General features: G+C 58.6%; 17 protein-coding genes and 1 pseudogene. 7 read left to right on the forward strand and 11 right to left on the reverse strand.

Annotated elements, in window-relative coordinates; all coding sequences use genetic code 11:
- The first annotated feature begins 15 nt into the window (after positions 1–15).
- Entirely contained in the window at positions 16–717 is a 702-nt protein-coding gene (locus tag JJQ51_RS22175; RefSeq protein ID WP_113333759.1) for a DUF502 domain-containing protein, read from the forward strand.
- A 237-nt stretch (positions 718–954) separates the two neighbouring features.
- Entirely contained in the window at positions 955–2,442 is a 1,488-nt protein-coding gene (locus JJQ51_RS22180; RefSeq protein WP_233788714.1) for an esterase-like activity of phytase family protein, read from the forward strand.
- 44 nt (positions 2,443–2,486) lie between these two features.
- Here the strand turns inward: JJQ51_RS22180 and recG are convergent, their stop codons facing one another.
- Positions 2,487–4,592: an ATP-dependent DNA helicase RecG gene (gene recG / locus JJQ51_RS22185; RefSeq protein ID WP_152094184.1), complete on the reverse strand. Its 2,106-nt coding sequence runs from the start codon at positions 4,590–4,592 to the stop codon at positions 2,487–2,489.
- Between the two features lie 173 nt (positions 4,593–4,765).
- On the opposite strand from recG, the gene JJQ51_RS22190 reads away from it, so the two are divergent.
- Both JJQ51_RS22190 and mfd read left to right on the forward strand, forming a co-directional pair.
- Positions 4,766–5,080, forward strand: coding sequence for an FAD assembly factor SdhE (locus JJQ51_RS22190; protein ID WP_112507144.1), 315 nt, complete (start codon positions 4,766–4,768; stop codon positions 5,078–5,080).
- Positions 5,077–8,577: a transcription-repair coupling factor gene (mfd, locus tag JJQ51_RS22195; RefSeq protein WP_269245337.1), complete on the forward strand. Its 3,501-nt coding sequence runs from the start codon at positions 5,077–5,079 to the stop codon at positions 8,575–8,577. The genes JJQ51_RS22190 and mfd overlap by 4 nt, the downstream gene beginning before the upstream one ends.
- Positions 8,578–9,155: 578 nt before the next feature.
- Here the strand turns inward: mfd and JJQ51_RS22200 are convergent.
- The 3 genes from JJQ51_RS22200 to JJQ51_RS22210 form a co-directional block, all read right to left on the reverse strand.
- A complete protein-coding gene (locus tag JJQ51_RS22200) occupies positions 9,156–9,611 on the reverse strand; it encodes a hypothetical protein (RefSeq protein ID WP_269245338.1) in 456 nt (151 codons plus the stop codon).
- A gap of 202 nt (positions 9,612–9,813) precedes the next feature.
- The gene (locus JJQ51_RS22205) at positions 9,814–10,032 is read right to left on the reverse strand and encodes a hypothetical protein (protein WP_269245339.1); all 219 of its coding nucleotides are present in this window, start codon (positions 10,030–10,032) and stop codon (positions 9,814–9,816) included.
- 227 nt (positions 10,033–10,259) lie between these two features.
- The gene (locus tag JJQ51_RS22210; RefSeq protein WP_269245340.1) at positions 10,260–10,682 is read right to left on the reverse strand and encodes a RidA family protein; all 423 of its coding nucleotides are present in this window, start codon (positions 10,680–10,682) and stop codon (positions 10,260–10,262) included.
- Between the two features lie 168 nt (positions 10,683–10,850).
- On the opposite strand from JJQ51_RS22210, the gene JJQ51_RS22215 reads away from it, so the two are divergent.
- Positions 10,851–11,438, forward strand: coding sequence for a TetR/AcrR family transcriptional regulator (locus JJQ51_RS22215; RefSeq protein ID WP_269245341.1), 588 nt, complete (start codon positions 10,851–10,853; stop codon positions 11,436–11,438).
- Between the two features lie 81 nt (positions 11,439–11,519).
- Here JJQ51_RS22215 and JJQ51_RS22220 read toward each other — a convergent pair.
- The 4 genes and pseudogenes from JJQ51_RS22220 to JJQ51_RS22235 all read right to left on the reverse strand — a co-directional run.
- Positions 11,520–11,624: pseudogene (locus JJQ51_RS22220) on the reverse strand (disulfide bond formation protein DsbA); the annotation flags it as partial.
- 12 nt (positions 11,625–11,636) lie between these two features.
- Complete coding sequence (locus JJQ51_RS22225) at positions 11,637–12,494, reverse strand: MBL fold metallo-hydrolase (protein WP_113352548.1); 858 nt, start codon at positions 12,492–12,494, stop codon at positions 11,637–11,639.
- Positions 12,495–12,514: 20 nt separating this feature from the next.
- Positions 12,515–12,841: a hypothetical protein gene (locus tag JJQ51_RS22230; RefSeq protein ID WP_113352547.1), complete on the reverse strand. Its 327-nt coding sequence runs from the start codon at positions 12,839–12,841 to the stop codon at positions 12,515–12,517.
- 6 nt (positions 12,842–12,847) lie between these two features.
- A complete protein-coding gene (locus JJQ51_RS22235; RefSeq protein WP_113395992.1) occupies positions 12,848–13,393 on the reverse strand; it encodes a sugar ABC transporter in 546 nt (181 codons plus the stop codon).
- Positions 13,394–13,562: 169 nt separating this feature from the next.
- On the opposite strand from JJQ51_RS22235, the gene JJQ51_RS22240 reads away from it, so the two are divergent.
- Entirely contained in the window at positions 13,563–14,462 is a 900-nt protein-coding gene (locus JJQ51_RS22240; RefSeq protein WP_152096162.1) for a LysR substrate-binding domain-containing protein, read from the forward strand.
- Between the two features lie 163 nt (positions 14,463–14,625).
- Here JJQ51_RS22240 and JJQ51_RS22245 read toward each other — a convergent pair whose 3' ends face one another.
- Together JJQ51_RS22245 and JJQ51_RS22250 are read right to left on the reverse strand one after the other, a co-directional pair.
- Positions 14,626–15,297 (reverse strand): DsbA family oxidoreductase, encoded by a 672-nt coding sequence (locus tag JJQ51_RS22245; RefSeq protein WP_152094179.1) that lies wholly within the window; start codon positions 15,295–15,297, stop codon positions 14,626–14,628.
- A 93-nt stretch (positions 15,298–15,390) separates the two neighbouring features.
- Entirely contained in the window at positions 15,391–17,199 is a 1,809-nt protein-coding gene (locus JJQ51_RS22250) for an extracellular solute-binding protein (RefSeq protein ID WP_113333770.1), read from the reverse strand.
- Positions 17,200–17,463: 264 nt separating this feature from the next.
- Between JJQ51_RS22250 and JJQ51_RS22255 the strand changes: the two genes are divergently transcribed.
- Positions 17,464–18,123, forward strand: a complete 660-nt coding sequence (locus tag JJQ51_RS22255; protein WP_069612158.1) for an invasion associated locus B family protein — start codon at positions 17,464–17,466, stop codon at positions 18,121–18,123.
- A 151-nt stretch (positions 18,124–18,274) separates the two neighbouring features.
- On the opposite strand, the gene hspQ is transcribed toward JJQ51_RS22255, so the two are convergent.
- Positions 18,275–18,604: a heat shock protein HspQ gene (gene hspQ / locus JJQ51_RS22260; RefSeq protein ID WP_069612159.1), complete on the reverse strand. Its 330-nt coding sequence runs from the start codon at positions 18,602–18,604 to the stop codon at positions 18,275–18,277.
- Positions 18,605–18,810: the final 206 nt, after the last annotated feature.

The raw sequence follows: 18,810 nt of genomic DNA on the forward strand, positions 1-18,810 counted from the left end.
GTTTTCGAGCGGCGAATGACTGAAAAACTCATCAAAATGTCCGTAACCACGCGGATCAGAAACAATTTCCTGGCCGGCCTGATTATCTGCGCCCCGATCGCCATTACCCTGTGGCTGACCTGGTCCGTCGTTCATTGGGCCGATAGCTGGGTTCGCCCCTATATTCCCGCGCGCTACGATCCTGAAAGCTATCTGAACTTCGCCGTTCCGGGGACCGGCCTGGTGATCGCGATGATCTTCATCACGATCGTTGGTTTCCTCGCCAAGAACCTGATTGGCCAGAGCATCGTCCGCTTCGGGGAGTCGATCGTCAACCGCGTGCCGCTGGTGCGGACCATCTATAAGAGCGTCAAACAGATCTTCGAGACTGTGTTGAAAGAGCAGGGCACATCCTTCAAGAAGGTCGGGCTGATCGAATATCCAAGCCCAGGCCTCTGGTCCATGGTATTCATATCGACCGATGCCAAGGGTGAGATTGCTTCGAAATTCAATGCCATGGGTCAGGACATGGTGGCGGTCTTTCTGCCGCCGACACCTGTGCCCACGGCCGGCTTTCTGGTTTTCGTTCCACGCGAAAAGATCACGGTGCTCGACATGAGCCCGGAGGATGGCGCCAAACTGCTGATCTCGGGCGGACTTGTATCGCCCGAATACAAGGAAGAGCTCATCGCGGCGAAGGGGCTGCCCAGGCCCGTTCCGATAAAATCGCTGACTTAGAAACGCTCCCGTTCCTGTCGTAGGTTGCCTGGCCTCGCGTATCACGCGAGCTGTCATGTCTCTATCATATTGACGCCTTAGATCGTCCTACGGGACAGGCAATCGGATGCATCTCATCATCGAACATTCGGAGTTTCGACCCCGGCTGTTGTTTTTCGACGCGGCTTGAGAGCGGGTCGGAGATGGATCTCATTGTCTCCATACATATTTTCACTGGAGGATATTGTCTTGAAATATATGCATTCGAAGAGCTTGCCGCTGTTGTCGGCCGCGCTGGCAGCATTTGTTTTTTCCGCACCAGTCGCGGCGCTTGCTGATAATTCCATCGCAGTCCAGGGCGTGACGCTCGTCAACAAGGGACGTGTCGCGGTCGGTCGTATCCCCGCCAATCTGCGCGACAAGTTCGGCGAGACCTTCGGTTCCGGTTCGGGAATGTCGATCGACACCAAGAGCTGGGTCCGCAATGCCGACGGCACCTATAAGGGTTCGCTCTGGCTGCTGCCGGACCGCGGCTATAATGTCGCCGGCACCACCGATTATCGCGGACGTCTCAACACCATCGATATCAAGCTGACTCCGGTCGCTCCCGGCGCGACGCCGCCGGCCGGCCAGGAACAGTCGGGCGTCGAGGCCAAGCTCGCGGATACTCTGCTTTTGAAAGACAACAAGGGCAACGAAACCACCGGCCTCGACCCCGCCAACGGCGTTCGCCAGGCAGAAAGCGGTATGCCGCTTTTGCCGCAGGCACCGAACGGCAAGATCTCGCTCGATAACGAAGCTATTGCTCGGCTGCCCGACGGTTCGATGTTCATCAGTGACGAATACGGTCCTTACATCTATCGCTTCTCGGCAGACGGGCGCATGATCTCGGCCACGGCACCGCCGGCGGCGTATCTGCCAATGCGCCACGGCGCCGTGAATTTTTCCTCGAACAATCCCGGTCCCGGTGAAGCCGCGCCCGATCCGAAGGATCCGACCAGCGGGCGCCAAAATAATCAGGGCTTCGAGGGGATGTCCCTGACGCCGGACGGCAAGTTCCTGATTGTCGTGCTTCAGTCCGCGACCCGCCAGGACGGTGGCGATTCCAGCTCTACCAGGCAGAATACACGCGCCCTGGTCTATGATGCCGCCGATCTCGACCATCTGAAACTGGTGCACGAATATGTCGTGCCTTTGCCTGTCTTTACCAATGAAAAGGGCAAGACGGCCGTCGCCGCGCAAAGCGAAATCGTGGCACTCTCACCGACAAGCTTCCTGATGCTGGCGCGCGACAGCAACAATGGTTATGGCCAGAAGGGCGATAAGTCGCTCTATCGTAGCATCGTTGCCGTCGATGTGTCCGCTGCCACCGATATTGCCGGCGGCAAGTTCGACGGCGACACGGCTGTCGCGCCAAAGGGCGTTCTTGATCCCTCCGTCAAGCCGGCTGTCGTCAGCCAGTTCATCGACATCAACGACAGCGCCGATCTTGCGCGCTTCGGTCTGCACAATGGCGCGCCGAACGACCGTAACAACCTCTCGGAAAAGTGGGAGGCCATGTCGATCGTCAGCGTTCAGGATCCGAAGCTGCCCGACGACTACTTCCTGTTCGTTGCCAATGATAACGACTTCATCACCCAGGACGGTTTCCAGGTCGGAGCCGCCTACAAGGATGAAAGCGGTGCCGATGTCGACACCATGTTCCAGGTGTTCCAGGTCACCATTCCCGGCCTCGCCGCAAAGTAATGTCGTGAGAGACAGGGATGGACGCGGCTAACGCGTCCATCCGCTCACCCCGCTCGCAGGAACCGGATCGCCTCGTCGCGACGGAAGAGATAGAGCAGGGTGCGTACCGCACTGCCACGCTCGCTGGTGAGCTCCGGATCGCGCTCAATGAGATAGGCGGCATCCTTGCGGGCAATTTCCAGGAGATCGGCATGGGCTTCTAGGCTGGCGATGCGGAAGCCAGGTGTGCCGGACTGGCGTGTCCCCAGAAGCTCGCCTTCGCCGCGCAGCTTCAAATCCTCCTCGGCAATGCGGAAGCCGTCTTCCGTCTCGCGCATGATCGACAGCCGCGCATGCCCAGTTTCACCGAGGGGGCCTTTGTAGAGCAGGATACAGGTCGAGGCTTCGTCACCGCGACCGACGCGGCCGCGCAGTTGATGCAGCTGTGCTAGGCCGAAGCGCTCGGCATGTTCGATGACCATGATGGTCGCGTCAGGGACATCGACACCCACTTCGACGACGGTCGTGGCCACCAGCAGACGGATCTCGCCATTCTTGAACGCCATCATCACGGCGTCTTTTTCCGGGCCGCTCATCCGGCCATGGATCAGGCCGATGCCCGGTCCAAGCGCCTTGGTCAATGTCTCATGGCGCTCTTCGACGGACATTAAATCGGATTCTTCGGATTCCTCCACAAGTGGGCATATCCAATAGGCTTTTTTACCCTCAGATAGCGCGCTTCTCAGGCGTGCGACGATGTCGCCGGTTCGTTCATTCGGAATGGTGATCGTCTGGATCGGCTTGCGTCCCGCCGGCTTCTCAGTGAGCTTCGAAACGTCCATATCGCCGAAGGCGGCGAGCACCAGCGTTCGCGGTATGGGCGTCGCGGTCATCACGAGCATATGCGGCGAGATGCCCTTCGCGGTCAGGCGCAGGCGTTGGTGAACGCCGAAGCGGTGCTGCTCGTCGACCACAGCCAGCATGAGGTTGGCATAGGCGACGCTGTCCTGGAAGAGAGCATGCGTGCCGATGATGATCTGTGCTTCCCCGGAAGCAATGCGCTCGAGGATCGCATCCCGCTCGCGTCCCTTTGTGCGGCCTGTGAGAACTTCGACGGAAAGGTTTGCACTCGCTGCGAATTTTGAAATCGTTGCATGATGCTGGCGAGCCAGGATTTCGGTCGGTGCCATCAACACGGCCTGGCCGCCGCTTTCGATCACGGCGGCAATCGCCATCAGTGCCACCAGTGTCTTTCCCGCGCCGACATCACCCTGCAGCAGCCGAAGCATGCGCTCAGTGCCCGCCATATCCTTGAGAATATCGGCAACCGCTTCACGCTGGCTGTTCGTCATCGAGAAGGGCAGGGATTCCAGTATCTTGCGGCTGATTTCTCCAGTTGCATGCACCGGCTGCCCCGCAACCTTGCGCAGCCTTTGGCGCACGAGAGAGAGCGACAATTGCCCTGCCAGGAATTCATCATAGGCAAGCCGGCGGCGCGCGGGAGATTGCGGATCGATATCGGCCGCATCTCTCGGCGCATGCAGCATGTGGAAGCTATCGGAGATCGAGGGAAAGCCCTGCCTCTGCGTAAGGGTTATATCATCCCACTCAGGCAGCTGCGGAATGCGCGGCAGCGCCGCCTCGATGGTCTTGCGCAGGAACTTCGGCGTGAGGCCGGCGGTTAGCGGATAGACCGGTTCGACGAGCGGCAGGTTTTCCGCTTCACTCTCGCGCATGATGTAATCCGGATGCACCATAGATGGGCGGCCGTTGAACCAGTCGACCTTGCCGCTGACGGTGACCGTCTCGTCGATCGGCAGCTGCTTTTCGAGCCATTGCGCCTTACCCCGGAAGAAGACCAGCGCCAATTCTCCGGTCTCGTCGTGCAGATAGACGCGATAGGGAACGTTGCTACGCGCATTCGGCGGCGGCTGGTGTCGGTCGACACGGCCGGTAATGGTGACGATGGCGCCCTGCGGCGCCCTCGCGATACCGGGCTGCTCGCGTCGGTCGATGATCGAATGCGGCGCGTGGAAAATGAGGTCGATGACCCGGCAATCGTCGATCGTCTCGCGGTCGAGCAGTTTAACCAGCAGCTCGGATACCTTCGGCCCGACGCCGGGCAGCGAAGAGATGGAGGCAAACAGCGGGTCGAGGATAGCGGGACGCATGGCCGGCAAAATGCGACGGGCAGGGCGCATTTGGCAAGGGGCAGCGAAGAACTCGATCCGTTTGAGCCCGACACTCCCCGGAAAATTGCATCGCAGGTGCTTTTTTCTGAAAAACCGGTTCCCACCTTTAAGCGCTGGTTTTATAGAGACGCATCAACATAAAGGTGTTTTTGATGACTGGGCTGACCCTCAGCAGTGCCGATCTCGATCCTCGCCGTCGGCGCATCCTTTTCCGTTGCTGGCATCGCGGCATCCGCGAGATGGATCTGGTCTTCGGCCAGTTTGCCGATAATGAGCTGCCTGGATTGGCTGAAGCCGATCTTGATGAGCTTGAGCGCATCATGGCTGAAGAGGACAACGATCTCCTGAAATGGATCCTCGGCAGCCAACCGACGCCGCAGCATCTGCAGACGCCGCTCTTTGAGCGCTTGGCCTCTTACAAGCCCGATTTCGAAGAAATCGCCGAAAGGTTCGGATTAACGAAATGATCCCCGGTTTCGACGCGAAGAAGCTGCTCGCCGCAAGCGAGCCGATGACGATCGGTCATGTTCCAGCCGGCCTGGAGCCGTTCCTGATTGCCGAAATGGCAAAGGCCGGTCAGCCGATAGCCTATGTCATGTCCGACGGTCAGCATATGGCCGATGTCGAACAGATGCTCGGCTTCATCGCGCCCGAAATCCCTGTTCTCACCCTGCCTGCCTGGGATTGCCTTCCCTACGACCGCGTTTCTCCAAGCTCCGATACCTCGGCCCGGCGCCTGGCGGCTTTGTCCGGCCTGATCGCACATCATCGCAAGCCGCATGCGGCGATCGTGCTGGTGACCGTCAACGCCATGCTGCAGAAGGTGGCGCCGCAGGACATTATCGAGAGCCTGGCCTTTTCGGCCCGACCGGGTAACCAGGTGCGGATGGATGACATCGCGGCCCGCCTGGAGCGCAACGGTTTCGATCGTGTCGCAACGGTACGTGAGGTCGGTGAATATGCGGTGCGCGGCGGCATTCTCGACGTCTTCGTTCCCGGCACGGAAGAGCCGGTGCGCCTGGATTTCTTCGGCGATACGCTGGAAAGCATCCGCAGCTTCGATCCCGCCAGCCAGCGCACGACAGGGCAGGTGCGTTCGCTCGATCTCAATCCGATGAGCGAAGTGACGCTGACGCCGGATACGATCAGCCGCTTTCGCAAGAATTATCTCTCCGCCTTCGGCGCCGCTACGCGCGATGACGCGCTCTATCTCGCTGTCTCCGAAGGCCGCCGCTACGCCGGCATGGAACACTGGCTGCCGCTCTTCTACGAGAAGCTGGAGACGGTTTTCGACTATCTCAAGGGCTTCCGCTTGGTCACGGATCACACCGTGCGCGAGGCGGCTGAGGAGCGCTCCAAGCTCGTCTTCGATTATTACGATGCCCGCCTGAATGCCGGCCAGCAGGCCAAGGGGCAGATGGCGCAGGGCACGCCCTATAAACCGGTCACGCCTGGTCAGCTCTATCTCGATGGCAAGGCCTTCGGCAACGCGCTCGATGCCTTCGGCGCGATCCGTATCTCGCCCTTCAATGAACACGAGGGTGAAGCGCGTCGCGTCATCGAGCTTGATGCCCGCCAAGGGCCGCGCTGGGCGCGGTCAGCGACTGACACAGCCGATAGCGAGCGCGTCAACGTCTTCGATGCGGTCGTCAAGCATATTGCCGACAAGCGGGCTGCAGGTGGCAAGGTGCTCATCTCCGCCTGGACCGAGGGTTCGCTCGATCGCCTGCTGCAGGTGCTCTCCGAACATGGGCTGGCGCGCGTCAAGACGATTGAGGCCTTCAAGGATCTCAGCGGCCTCGCGAAGGGTGAGGCGGCGGCCGCCGTACTCAGCCTCGAAGCCGGTTTCGAGGCTGGCGATCTGATCGTCATTGGCGAGCAGGATATTCTTGGCGACCGCATGGTGCGTCGCTCCAAGCGCCGCAAGCGCGCCGCTGATTTCATCTCGGAAGTGGCAGGCTTGGACGAAGGCTCGATCGTCGTTCATGCCGAGCACGGCATTGGCCGTTTCGTTGGGCTGAGGACCATCGAGGCCGCCGGCGCACCGCATGCCTGCCTTGAGCTGCAATATGCCGATGATGCCAAACTCTTCCTGCCGGTCGAGAACATCGATCTGCTCTCGCGCTTTGGCGGCGAGGGCACCGAGGCGCAGCTCGACAAGCTCGGCGGCGGCGCCTGGCAGATGCGCAAGGCGAAGCTCAAGAAGCGCCTTCTGGATATCGCTGGTGACTTGATCCGTGTCGCAGCCGAGCGCCTGACGCGCCACGCGCCGGTGCTGACTTCGCCCGAAGGGCTCTACGACGAGTTCGCTGCACGCTTCCCCTATGACGAGACCGACGACCAGATGAATGCCATCGAGGCGGTGCGTGAGGATCTCGGCGCCGGCCGGCCGATGGACCGCCTCGTCTGCGGCGACGTCGGCTTCGGCAAGACCGAGGTGGCGTTGCGTGCCGCCTTCGTCGCCGCCATGAATGGCGTGCAGGTCGCCGTTGTCGTGCCGACGACCTTGCTCGCCCGCCAGCATTTCAAGACCTTTTCCGAGCGTTTCCGCGGCCTGCCGATCCGGGTACAGCAGGCATCCCGCCTGGTTGGCGCCAAGGATCTGGCGCTGACCAAGAAGGAAGTTGCCGAAGGCAAGACGGATATCGTCGTCGGCACACACGCGCTGCTCGGCGCCGGCATCAGCTTCGCCAATCTCGGCCTGCTCATCATCGACGAGGAGCAGCATTTCGGCGTGAAGCACAAGGAGCGCCTGAAGGAGCTGAAGAGCGACGTGCATGTGCTGACGCTGTCGGCGACACCGATCCCGCGCACGCTGCAGCTGGCGATGACGGGCGTGCGCGAACTCTCGCTCATCACGACGCCGCCGGTCGACCGCATGGCGGTGCGCACCTTCATTTCACCCTTCGATTCCCTCGTGATCCGCGAAACGCTGATGCGCGAGCATTATCGCGGCGGCCAGAGCTTCTATGTCTGTCCGCGTCTCGCCGACCTCGCCGATATCCACGCCTTCCTGCAGTCGGATGTGCCTGAGCTGAAGGTGGCGGTCGCGCACGGCCAGATGCCGGCCGGCGAACTGGAAGACATCATGAACGCCTTCTACGAAGGCCGCTATGATGTGCTGCTGTCCACCACCATCGTAGAATCCGGCCTAGACGTGCCGACGGCCAATACGTTGATCGTCCATCGCGCCGATATGTTCGGCCTTGCTCAGCTTTATCAGCTGCGCGGCCGCGTCGGCCGCTCCAAGGTCCGCGCCTTTGCGCTCTTCACGCTTCCGGTCAACAAGGTACTGACGACGACGGCGGAGCGCCGGCTCAAGGTGCTGCAGTCTCTGGACACGCTCGGTGCCGGCTTCCAGCTCGCAAGCCACGATCTCGACATCCGCGGCGCCGGCAATCTGCTTGGCGAGGAACAGTCGGGTCATATCAAGGAAGTCGGTTTCGAGCTCTACCAGCAGATGCTCGAGGAGGCCGTCGCCGAGGTAAAGGGCGTCGACGAGATCCAGGATACTGGCTGGTCCCCGCAGATCTCCGTCGGCACGCCTGTCATGATTCCCGACGATTATGTGCCCGATCTGCATCTGCGCATGGCGCTCTATCGCCGCCTCGGCGAGATCACAGAGCTGAAGGAGATCGATAGTTTCGGAGCCGAGATGATCGATCGATTCGGCCCCTTGCCGATCGAGGTGCAGCATCTCCTCAAGATCGTCTACATCAAGTCGCTCTGCCGCATCGCCAATGTCGAGAAGCTGGACGCCGGCCCGAAGGGCGTCGTCGTCCAGTTCCGTAACAAGGAATTCCCGAACCCCGCCAATCTCGTCGGCTATATCGCCAAACAGGGCACGATGGCCAAGATCCGCCCCGACCAGAGCGTCTTCCTGACGCGCGACCTGCCGACTCCGGAAAAGCGGCTGCAGGGAGCGGCAGTTGTCATGACGCAGCTGGCGGAATTGGCGAAGTAGCGCAAAGGTATAGTTAACTGGACGTCGCTGGAACGATTTGGCCACAATCGCACTGAGCTTTAAGCCATAATCATGATTTGCTTGAGGCCAAACGTCGTATGAGGAATAGGTAAGGGATTCTCATCGTGCGTTGCAAGCGGCGTCTGCACCGGTCCCGACGCATTCCATGCCATTTACTCCCGCAGCACTGGGAAGAGTGTTATCGTCATTACCCGCCGAATTGCTGTAACGGCCCGTACCGCTGCTCCACGCGTCTGCATCTGCTCTTGTATCGTTCCGTATCTGCTGGACGCGCCGGTCCCATGCTGCGTCGTCGGCCGCCCGTTTTGCTTGTTGCTGGAGTTGCGCTGCCGCTTGCCTGTCCTTATCGGCAGATCGTGCGGCAGCTGCCGTGTCCATGCAATTAGCCATGGCATTCGAACCGGTGCTAAAGCCAGCTGCCGCGCAATGCTGGGCGTCGTTCTGCAAGTCCTGGGCTCGTTGTTCTTCAGGCGTTTGGCACCCCGAAAGAGTAAGCAAAAAAACAGCAATGCAGCCGAGCAAGCGAAAATGCGGCTCAGATGATTTGAAACCCACCATTAGTTCGCCCCCTCCTGAATGGTGATCACTTTTACATCGAAGTTGTTGCAGGCACTGTCATGGCAGATGCCGTTTACCCACACCTGACCGTCTCCGAACATGATGCCCTGATAATTGACAGTGAGGTTTTCATATTTCTGATCAACGACGGCCTTGGTAATGCCTGTGGTCATGATCCCGTCGTAGTGGTCGACGAAAGCCTTTGCCGATTTGATATTGGTTTGTTTTCCGTTGACCTTTACTCTGATCGGATAACTCACAAGAGCTGCAACTCCTGCGGCATCATGAGCCGCTACGGCTTTCTGAAGCGCTTTGATAGCTGTCTCGTATTTGGTGTGGTTCCCCAGACTCTCATCGATGGCCTGATTGACCGTCTTTTCCTGCGCCGTTGCGACACCACCGATAATGACGAGAGCCAATGTGAAACAAAGTATGCGAGAATTTTTCCAGGCCATTTCTATTTCCTCACTCTTGCAATGACGAAACCTTCCTGATCGTACGGCTGAACGATCATACACCTTACAACTTTATGTATAAATAGATTTGCTTATGCATCTCGACCCGCCAGTAGAAGGCGAGAACTTGATAGGAACGCTTCCGTGCTCTTGGCGCCACGCATCGCAAAGGTGCATTTAGGGACGGGTGCGGTCGCCTCCATCAGGGAGCGCCTATTGTGAAGTCGCAGTTGGCGGAGCTGGCGAAATAACGAGGCGAGCTCTCAGCCTTTCTTGCGGCTAATGAGAGCACCGTTTCCTTCTCGGTTTCGTGTACGCTGTCGCCAACTTCGAACGCTTCGGCAATTGTCTTGCGGAATTCGGCAAGCTGTGCCTCGTCTGCCTCATCGCCAGGCGGATATGAAGTGATGGTGAGGTACACGTCTTCCGCCTCCGTCACGTGTAAGCGGGCTGGGTCCCCAGCCGATATCAAGAATGCGATCGCCGATACGTCGCAACGCCGCCAATTGGGATCCACAGCCAGCGTTGCTGATGGCATTTTGCGAACGGTGCAGCGGGAATGGTTTGGTTGTCCGTTGAGCATCGTTCGAGATTGCTTTCAACTCACTGCGGCTATTTTTCCCTATGGGCCGAAATCCGTCATCGTCTTTAGGCTGCCCGAGACTCGCGCGCTTCTCCAGTCTCCGGAATGCGCGCAATGACCTTGATCTCGAAATCGAAACCCGCCAGCCAGTTGACGCCGACCGCCGTCCAGTTCGGATAGGGCTTTTCGGTGAAGATCCGGTTCTTGACGCTCATGATAGTGCCGAACTGCCGCTCCGGATCGGTGTGAAACGTGGTGACATCGATGATATCGTCGAAGGTGCAGCCTGCGGCTTCCAAGGTTGCTCTCAGATTGTCGAAGGCGAGTTCGACCTGTTTTTCGAAATCCGGCTCTGGGCTTCCATCCGCACGGCTACCAACTTGACCGGAGACGAACAGCAGGTCGCCGGAACGGATTGCGGCGGAATAGCCGTGCTCCTCATAAAGCGCATGTCTGTTCTTCGGGAAAATTGCATTGCGTGTCGTCATGGTGTCGGCTCTCATTCGCGTTGATCTGAAAAGATGGGAAGGACGCAAGCTCGCGCGAGGCTTCCAAACCGCCGTCTCGTTTGATATACGGTGCGTATGTGAAATATTGATATGCGCGACGTATGTCAATATTTCACATACGAAACGTATATGAAATTTGAGAGTGATATGGCAAAGCGCCTGGAAACAATGGAAGAAAATCGCACCAAGCTGATTGCCGCTGCGCGGAGAGCTTTCGCGGAGAAAGGGTTTGCGGCGGCTTCAATGGATGAGTTGACGGCGGATGTCGGTCTGACGAGGGGCGCGCTCTACCACAATTTCGGCGACAAGCGCGGATTACTCGCCGCAGTCGTCGATCAGATCGACAATGAGATGGCGCTGCGGGCGAAGGAGATCGGCGCACAGGCGGACGGTGACTGGCAAGGACTGCTTGCGGAAGGCGAGGCCTACATCAAGATGGCGCTCGATCCGGAGGTCCAGCGCATCGTCCTGCTCGACGGGCCGGCTGTTTTGGGCGATCCCTCGAAATGGCCAAGTCAGAATAGCTGCCTCGCGGGGACCCGGCAGACGGTGTCAAAGCTTCTGGAACAAGAGGTGGTCAAACCGGTCGATGCCGAGGCGGCAGCCCGGCTCATTTCCGGCGCAGCGCTGAATGCCGCTCTCTGGGTTGCTGCCAGCGATAATCCGACGGAGGTGCTGCCCAAGGCGATAGAGGCCTTCCGGACGATGGCTTCGGGACTGCTGGCAAAGACCTGATGCCGGTTATGGCTCAGCTGCTTCCGCGATCGGCGATTCGCGGAAGCCCCTGCGGCTCTGATCGAAAAAGCGGAAGCCCGCTTAGTTCATCCCCGCACGCGCTTCAGCCTCCATCTTGGCGAGATCGCGCAGCGCACCGGCAGGCATGTCCGGCGTCTTGGCACCGCTGACGGCATATTGCTGATCTTTTGAGCGGCCTCAATTTTGCTGACGATGAGGTCCCGCATAAGTCACGCCGTAGGCTCCGGTCGTTCGCTCGATATGCGCAAAACCGAGTTCGCCCAGGTGCATACCGGCGATCAACAGCCGCTCCGAGCTGACGAGATCCAATAGCCTTGATCGCGTCGATGCTGCCAGATGTGGATCCTGGTCAAAGGCGATCGATACATCCGGTCGTGCAATCTGGATCGCGGGAAAGTGGACGATATCTCCCCAGACCAACAGATTCTTGCCGCCGGAATTGAGACGATAGCCCGTGTGCCCTGGGGTATGGCCGGGAAGTGGCATCGCAGTGATGCCGGGAAGCACCTCACCGGCATCGAAAGAGCGCAGCCTGCCGCGATAGCCGTCGAACGCTCGACGCGCGAGGATAAAGTTGCCGCGGGCGCGCTCCGGCGCTCGGTTCAAATTGCCGTCGTCCTGCCAGAAGGCGATTTCGCGATTGTGGACGACAAGCTCGGCGTTCGGGAAGGTGGCCTCTCCGCAAGCGTTCATCAGCCCTCCGATGTGATCCGGATGGGCATGTGTCAGCAGGATCGTGTCGATATCCAGAGGCTGGATGCCGGCCAGAGCGAGATTGGTTTCCAGCCGGCCACCCCATTGTTTGAAACCGCCCGCTCCCGCGTCGATCAGGGCCGTGCGGCCGCCACTACGCACCATGTAGCAGTTGATATGAATCGAGGCGGGATCCTCGATCCTCGTCTTCGCCTGCATTCGAGAAGCATCTGTCGGGTCGATATTCGAGAGAAGGTCGAGGCTGGCAGCAAGGTAGCCGTCGCTGATGGCGGTAATTGTTAAGTCGCCAACCTGCTGGCTGGGAAACGCTGGATTAGTCATTGTTATCTCCAACCAGCCGCTCAGTTTCGCGCGTAGAGGCATGCGGCTCCATAGCCGAAGCAACGGATGCGCGCGGTGAGGGCGAGCTTATATTTGATGGCGTCATCCAGGCCTTGCATGAAGCGATCCATGACCGCCGGCGTGCGAAAGGGTTCAAGGCGATATCGGATGTCTGCAAAGACCTGATGCCCTCGGCCGGAGCGGACAGCGACATAGATGACATGCACGTTGGCCAATGCAGCTCGAAGGATGCCCGTGCAAAGTTCGGTGCATTGCTCCGTGAGATCGGCAAGTGCTTCGTCGCCCGGCATGCTTTCTGCGGGGATGAAGATTGTGACGTTCGGCATCAGAACCTACCGCGCTGTCTCGGAGGCGGCATTCTTGCCACTCGTCAATTGTGTCGTCATCGGTTCGTAGACATGAACATCCCCGGGAAGATGCCGAATGTCTGCAATCGCGGAGCGCTTCACCTTGGCGAGCCAACGGTGCTCCGGGAGCTTCTCCATTGCCACCGCATGCATTGCGGACGGGGTGAGGTCTAGGCGGGTGAGGGGCTCGGGGCCATGGGCGCTTAACACCAGATATTCGTCTTCATCGATTGCCGGCGCTCGCTCGATGCCATCATAAAGGTTTCGGTGCCAATCGGTGATGTGCTGCTGCCAACGCGCAAAATTTCCACCACCCTTTTGGCGATATTCCTCACCCGTCAGAACATCGAGGCCATCGATCGAATGCATGGCAAGATAAACCGGGCAATTGCGGCTGATTGCCTTCAAGCGCTGCGAGGTGTGAAAGCCACTCACCGAAATCAGGGCTGGGAGCTTATCCAGACTATAGAAGTCGTTCCACTCCGCTTCGCTGGCTGGATCGGCAAAGCTGCATTCCACCGTGTAAATCATCGTATCACCTTTAGTTGCAGGGACCGGCTTTCGGCCTTGTTTCTCATTGATATTTGATCAAGATAGACTGCCATTCGTCGCTGGTATATCGACATCGGCTCATGCTTTAGTGATCAAATATCAAGGTCGCAGCCGTTCGAGTGCCAAACCATCACGTTGGGAGCCGCCCATGCGCCGCAAAATTCCAAGCAATTCTGCGCTCCTGGCGTTCGAGGTGTCGGCTCGCCATGGAAGCTTCGCTCGCGCTGCCGAAGAGTTAGCCCTGACCGAAGGAGCGATCAGCCGCCAGATAAGCCGGCTCGAAGCCTTTCTCGGTGTCACGCTGTTCGAGCGGGTCGGTAATCGTGTTCGGCTCTTGCCGAATGGAGAGCGCTATGCCGTACAGGTTCGCGAGTCACTGGATCGGCTGGAGCGCGACAGTCAATATCTGATGGGGCAGCCCAATGGCGGCGCGAATATCGATATCGCCACCATCCCGACCTTCGCCACGCGCTGGCTTATTCCCCGTCTTGGGCGGTTCCGCGAAAAGCACCCGAATATTATCGTGCATCTCGCCGAACGGATGGAGCCTTTTGTCCTTGCTGGAAGTGGGTTTGATGCCGCGATCCATTTCGATCACCCTGCCTGGACTGGAATGAGAACGCATCGGCTGTTGCAGGAGACGTTGGTTCCGGTTTGCCATCCGACGCTTCTCGGTAGCGCGAAAGTGCCACCAACTCTCGATGAACTGCCGCGCCTTCATCGACGCCAGAACCCGGACGCCTGGCAACGCTATGCGCAGGAGGCCGGGATTGTGCTGACCAATCCTGCGATTGGCCCGCGTTACGATCTTCACGTCATGCTGATTGAAGCTGCGCTCGCTGGACTGGGCGTCGCCCTGGTGCCACGTCTCTATGTCGAGGCGGAGTTGGCAGAAGGTCGCCTCGTTGCGCCATGGCCCGATGGTCAGTCGATCTCCAAGACCTTCTGTCTCATCCTGCCGGAGCCGATCCGATTGAGCGACGGTCCGATCCAGGATTTTGCGAATTGGCTCCTCATGGAATCGCGGTCGGCGAATATAACGATCTGACGGCCGTGGATTTATAGGCCTCGAGAATATCCGGATTAACGCGGCATTGGTTTTCGGGTTTTTGCAGCGGCGGGGCGAGCCGTTTTGAAATTGTTTCAGCAAAAACGCGAAAAACGTCTGGCCGACGCCATTCCCGCCAGAATGGCGCCTCTGTGGATCTTGATCAATTCATCCCCGCGCGCGCTTCCGCCTTCATCTTGGCGATATCGCGCAGCGCACCGGCAAGCACGTCCGGCGTCTGGGCGCCGCTGACGGCATATTGCTGGTCGAAGATGAAGAAGGGCACACCGTTGACGCCGATCTTCTGGGCGGCTTCGATTTCGCTGATGATGAGATCGCGGTCCGCATCGGAGGCAAGCAGCGTTGATATGACCGAACGGTCGAGCCCAGCTTCTTCGGCAATGTCGAGCAGCACTGCGTGGTCGCCAACATTGCGACCTTGCTCGAAATTCGCCTTGAAGAGAGCATCCACCACCTTGTCCTGCTTTTCGCGGCTTTCGGTGACGGACCAATGGATGAGGCGATGGGCGTCGAGCGTGTTCGGGCCGATCTTGATGGCATCGAAATCGAACTTGATGCCCACTTCGCGGCCGAGCTCGGTCAGCATCTTGTGGCCCTGCGCGACGCGTTCCGCGCCGCCGAGCTTTTGCTCGAGCGCCTTTTTCTGGTCAACGCCCTCTGGCGGATAGTCGGGATTGAGTCGATAGGGCCGCCAGTTGAGATCGACGCCTACTTCGTCCTGTACCTCGGCAATCGCCAGCTCCAGACGGGCCTTGCCGAGATAGCACCATGGGCAGACGACGTCCGAGACGATGTCAATCGTGATGCGTTCCATGGTTTCATCCTTTCGGTTTTTGGGCTGTTCCCCTCCATCTAGGCCTTTGCACCGATGGCTTCAACCGGTTACCGAAAGGGAACCATTGCGACCCTATTGCGCCGAGGCGTCCCACCAGGTCGACAATTGATAGCCGTAAAGCGGTAGCACGTCTGGACGGGCGATGTGGCTCCGCCGCGCTACCCATTGCTGGCCGATATGGTAGAGCGGCACCATGTAATAACCGGAGATCAGGATACGGTCGAAGGAGCGCACCGCGTCGCGGAAATCCTCGGCTGAATGGGCCGTCAGAAAATGTTCCATCAGTGTGTCGACATCGGGACTGGCAACACCGGCGTAATTGAAGCTGCCTGCCGCCTTGGCGGCTGCCGATCCCCATCGCCCAAGCTGCTCAGTGCCGGGCGATAGCGATGAGGGATAGGCTTTCAGGATCATGTCGTAATCGTAGTTTCCTGTCCGCAGCTGATATTGGGAATCGTCGACCGTGCGGATCGTGACGGATATGCCAAGAAGCGCTAGGGAACGTTGATAAGCGATGGCGATACGCTCTTGATCTGCATTCTGCGTCATGATCTCGAAACTGAGCTGGCGACCGGTGCCGTCGACCATACGCTCGCCCTTGATCGTGTAGCCGCCCTGCTTGAGGAAATTGACGGCCTTGCGCAGGATCTTTCGGTCGCGCCCGGAACCGTCGCTGACGGGAAGCTTATAAGTACCGTCGAGCACGTCGGGGTCGATGTGGTCCTTGATAGGGCCGAGCATGGCTAGCTCATTGACATCGGCCGGTACACCGAAGGAGGAGAGGTCTGAGTTCTGCCAGTAGCTCTCGGTGCGCGTATAGGCGCTGGAGGCAAGATTGCGGTTGAACCATTCGAAATCGAAGACAAGCGTCAGGCCTTTACGCACATTCTTGTCGGCAAAGATCGGCCGACGCGTATTGAAAACAAAGCCCATCATGCCGCTCGGCAACTTCGGCTTAAATGTCTCCTTCACGACCGCACCGGAACTTACGGCCGGGAAATCATAGGCTCGCTGCCAATGACTTGGGCTGCCGTCGGGATAAACGTCGATATCGCCCTTCTTGAAAGCTTCGAATAGGCTGGTTTCTTGCAGAAAATAGGTGACGGATATCTCGTCGTAGTTGTCGATACCGATTTTTGTGGGAATGTCCTTGCCCCAATAGCTGGGATCGCGCTGATAGATGATACGCTGGCCCGGATCGATGCTCTTGATTTTATAGGGTCCAGAGCCGACGGGAATGGCGAGCGTTGTTCGATCGAAATTATCCACATCGATGACGTGTTTCGGCAGGATCGGCAACATGGCAATGATTAGCGGCGTTTCGCGATTCGCCGCCTCATTGAAATGGATCCGCACGCTATGTTCGTTGACCTTCTCCATCCCACCGACTCCTTTCAGCGGAGATGAAAGGTTGGGGCGCCCCTTGTCTCGCAGAAGCTGGAAAGTGAAGATTACATCTTCCGGCGTCACTGGCTGCCCGTCCGACCATCGGGCCTTCGGATTGAGGTTGAACTGGATGAAGCTGCGATTGTCGTCCCATTCGACCGTCTGCGCCAACAATCCGTAAAGGGTGAAGGGCTCGTCGCTTGAGCGTTGCATAAGAGACTCGTAAACGAGATTGCCATATTCCGGGTCCCACATGCCGCGTGCGGTCGTGCGCATGCTTTTCAGAATGAAGGGATTGAGATTGTCGAAGGTGCCGACGACGCCATAGCTGACGCGGCCGCCCTTTTTGACATCCGGATTGACGTAGGGGAAATGCTTGAAGTCCGCCGGCAGTGCCGGATCTCCGTGCATGGCGATGCCGTAAAGCGGCTGAGCCGCCGCGGCGTTGCACAAGGTTGCGAAGAACAGGAGGGCAGCGATCCGGAGCGCTTGCATGGCATCCTTTCCGGGAAGGGTACGATTCGGCCGAACATTATCATGAGCGTGCCGAATTCAACACGCGACTGCGGAAATCTTAGGACTTGGCAGAAAAGGCCAAAGAAAAGCTGGATATCCGTGCCAGTGCGATGTAACAGGGGTGCCGGGTTTCTCGGGTCATGTATTTGCCTTATTCATTCGACAGGTGGACGACGGTTTGACCCGAATTGCATGGGACGGCGTGCTGTCGTCCCGAAGCGGATTTCAGGAGGCGGTTTCGCTATGATGTTCAAGACTGACAACAAAATGCGGGCAGGTCTCTCTGCTCTGGCTCTCATGATTGGCGCGGCCATGCCGGCTGCCGCTTTCGCGCAGGACGCGTCCAACGCAGCTCCCGCTGATGGCGGCGGTGATCCCAACCAGCCGCGTCTGGGCTGGTACAAGACCTGCACCAAGCAGGACGATGCCGATATCTGCATCGTCCAGAATTTGATCATGGCAAACAACGGCCAGCTCGTGACGGCTGTCGGCCTCATCTCCGTCGATGGCAAGGTCAACCGAAAGATCCTGCAGATCTCGGTTCCGACCGCCCGCCTGATCCCGCCCGGCATCACCATGCAGGTCGATGGCGGCAAGGGCCAGAAGCTCGACTATGCCGTCTGCCTTCCGGACAAGTGCACCGCGGAAGTTCCCGTGACGGATGCGATGGTCGCTTCATTGAAGAAGGGCACCGACGTCACCTTCACCTCTGTGAACTTCCGCCGCGCTCCGAACCCGATCAAGATCTCGCTGACCGGTTTCGGCGCCGCTTATGACGGTCCGGCGATCTCCGATTCGAAGCTTGCCGAAAGCCAGAAGAGCCTGCAGGACAGCATGCAGAAGAAGGCCGAGGAAGCACGCAAGAAGCTCGAAGATGCGCAGAAGGCTGCCAAGCAGCAGTAAGCTGACGATAGTCTCGTTTCATGAGAAAAAGCCCGGAGTGATCCGGGCTTTTTCTTTGCTCTAATGGCCATATCCGATGCTCGGAAGCCAAATAAAAAGGGAAGGCGTTGGGAGCGCCTTCCCTTTCGAATGGGATAGGTTTTACAAGTGTTTAATGGGCGAAGCTCATCTTGGGCTTGAGCTGCCCGGTCGGGGCCTGGTCGAAGATCTGAGCGACCTGCGGATTGCGTAAGGGAACGCCGCTCTCATCGTTTATGAGGTTCTGCTCCGACACGTATGCGACATATTCCGTCTCGTCGTTTTCGGCGAGAAGGTGATAGAAGGGCTGGTCCTTATCGGGACGCACTTCCGCGGGAATGGAATTCCACCATTCCTCTGTATTTGCGAATTCCGGATCGACATCGAAGATGACACCGCGGAAGGGGAACATCCGGTGTCGAACCACGTCGCCAATATTGAATTTTGCGTTTCGTTGTTTCATGGCACGACTTCCTTTCAAGCGATCATGTGGTGACTTTCACCACTGATATCAAGGATTTTGCCCCCATTCCTTCATCGAACTGTCACATTCGGCCCGAGTTATTTGGTCGAGCAGCATGTGATCGCTCAATGCGAAGACGCCATCGGGCGGGAGACCTGCCACCGGCTTCCCGATCATGGAGAAAGCCCCGGCAGGCCGGGGCTTTC

It is taken from the genome of Rhizobium sp. AG207R (assembly GCF_027109195.1).
Taxonomy (GTDB): domain Bacteria; phylum Pseudomonadota; class Alphaproteobacteria; order Rhizobiales; family Rhizobiaceae; genus Rhizobium; species Rhizobium dioscoreae.

What these genes read in the sequence shown, in the direction of transcription:
- JJQ51_RS22175 (WP_113333759.1), top strand. Translation starts at nt 16, where the DNA reads ATGACTGAAAAACTCATCAAAATGTCCGTAACCACGCGGATCAGAAAC.
- JJQ51_RS22180 (WP_233788714.1), top strand. Translation starts at nt 955, where the DNA reads ATGCATTCGAAGAGCTTGCCGCTGTTGTCGGCCGCGCTGGCAGCATTT.
- recG (WP_152094184.1), bottom strand. Translation starts at nt 4,592, where the DNA reads ATGCGTCCCGCTATCCTCGACCCGCTGTTTGCCTCCATCTCTTCGCTG.
- JJQ51_RS22190 (WP_112507144.1), top strand. Translation starts at nt 4,766, where the DNA reads ATGACTGGGCTGACCCTCAGCAGTGCCGATCTCGATCCTCGCCGTCGG.
- mfd (WP_269245337.1), top strand. Translation starts at nt 5,077, where the DNA reads ATGATCCCCGGTTTCGACGCGAAGAAGCTGCTCGCCGCAAGCGAGCCG.
- JJQ51_RS22200 (WP_269245338.1), bottom strand. Translation starts at nt 9,611, where the DNA reads ATGGCCTGGAAAAATTCTCGCATACTTTGTTTCACATTGGCTCTCGTC.
- JJQ51_RS22210 (WP_269245340.1), bottom strand. Translation starts at nt 10,682, where the DNA reads ATGACGACACGCAATGCAATTTTCCCGAAGAACAGACATGCGCTTTAT.
- JJQ51_RS22215 (WP_269245341.1), top strand. Translation starts at nt 10,851, where the DNA reads ATGGCAAAGCGCCTGGAAACAATGGAAGAAAATCGCACCAAGCTGATT.
- JJQ51_RS22225 (WP_113352548.1), bottom strand. Translation starts at nt 12,494, where the DNA reads ATGACTAATCCAGCGTTTCCCAGCCAGCAGGTTGGCGACTTAACAATT.
- JJQ51_RS22230 (WP_113352547.1), bottom strand. Translation starts at nt 12,841, where the DNA reads ATGCCGAACGTCACAATCTTCATCCCCGCAGAAAGCATGCCGGGCGAC.
- JJQ51_RS22235 (WP_113395992.1), bottom strand. Translation starts at nt 13,393, where the DNA reads ATGATTTACACGGTGGAATGCAGCTTTGCCGATCCAGCCAGCGAAGCG.
- JJQ51_RS22240 (WP_152096162.1), top strand. Translation starts at nt 13,563, where the DNA reads ATGCGCCGCAAAATTCCAAGCAATTCTGCGCTCCTGGCGTTCGAGGTG.
- JJQ51_RS22245 (WP_152094179.1), bottom strand. Translation starts at nt 15,297, where the DNA reads ATGGAACGCATCACGATTGACATCGTCTCGGACGTCGTCTGCCCATGG.
- JJQ51_RS22250 (WP_113333770.1), bottom strand. Translation starts at nt 17,199, where the DNA reads ATGCAAGCGCTCCGGATCGCTGCCCTCCTGTTCTTCGCAACCTTGTGC.
- JJQ51_RS22255 (WP_069612158.1), top strand. Translation starts at nt 17,464, where the DNA reads ATGATGTTCAAGACTGACAACAAAATGCGGGCAGGTCTCTCTGCTCTG.
- hspQ (WP_069612159.1), bottom strand. Translation starts at nt 18,604, where the DNA reads ATGAAACAACGAAACGCAAAATTCAATATTGGCGACGTGGTTCGACAC.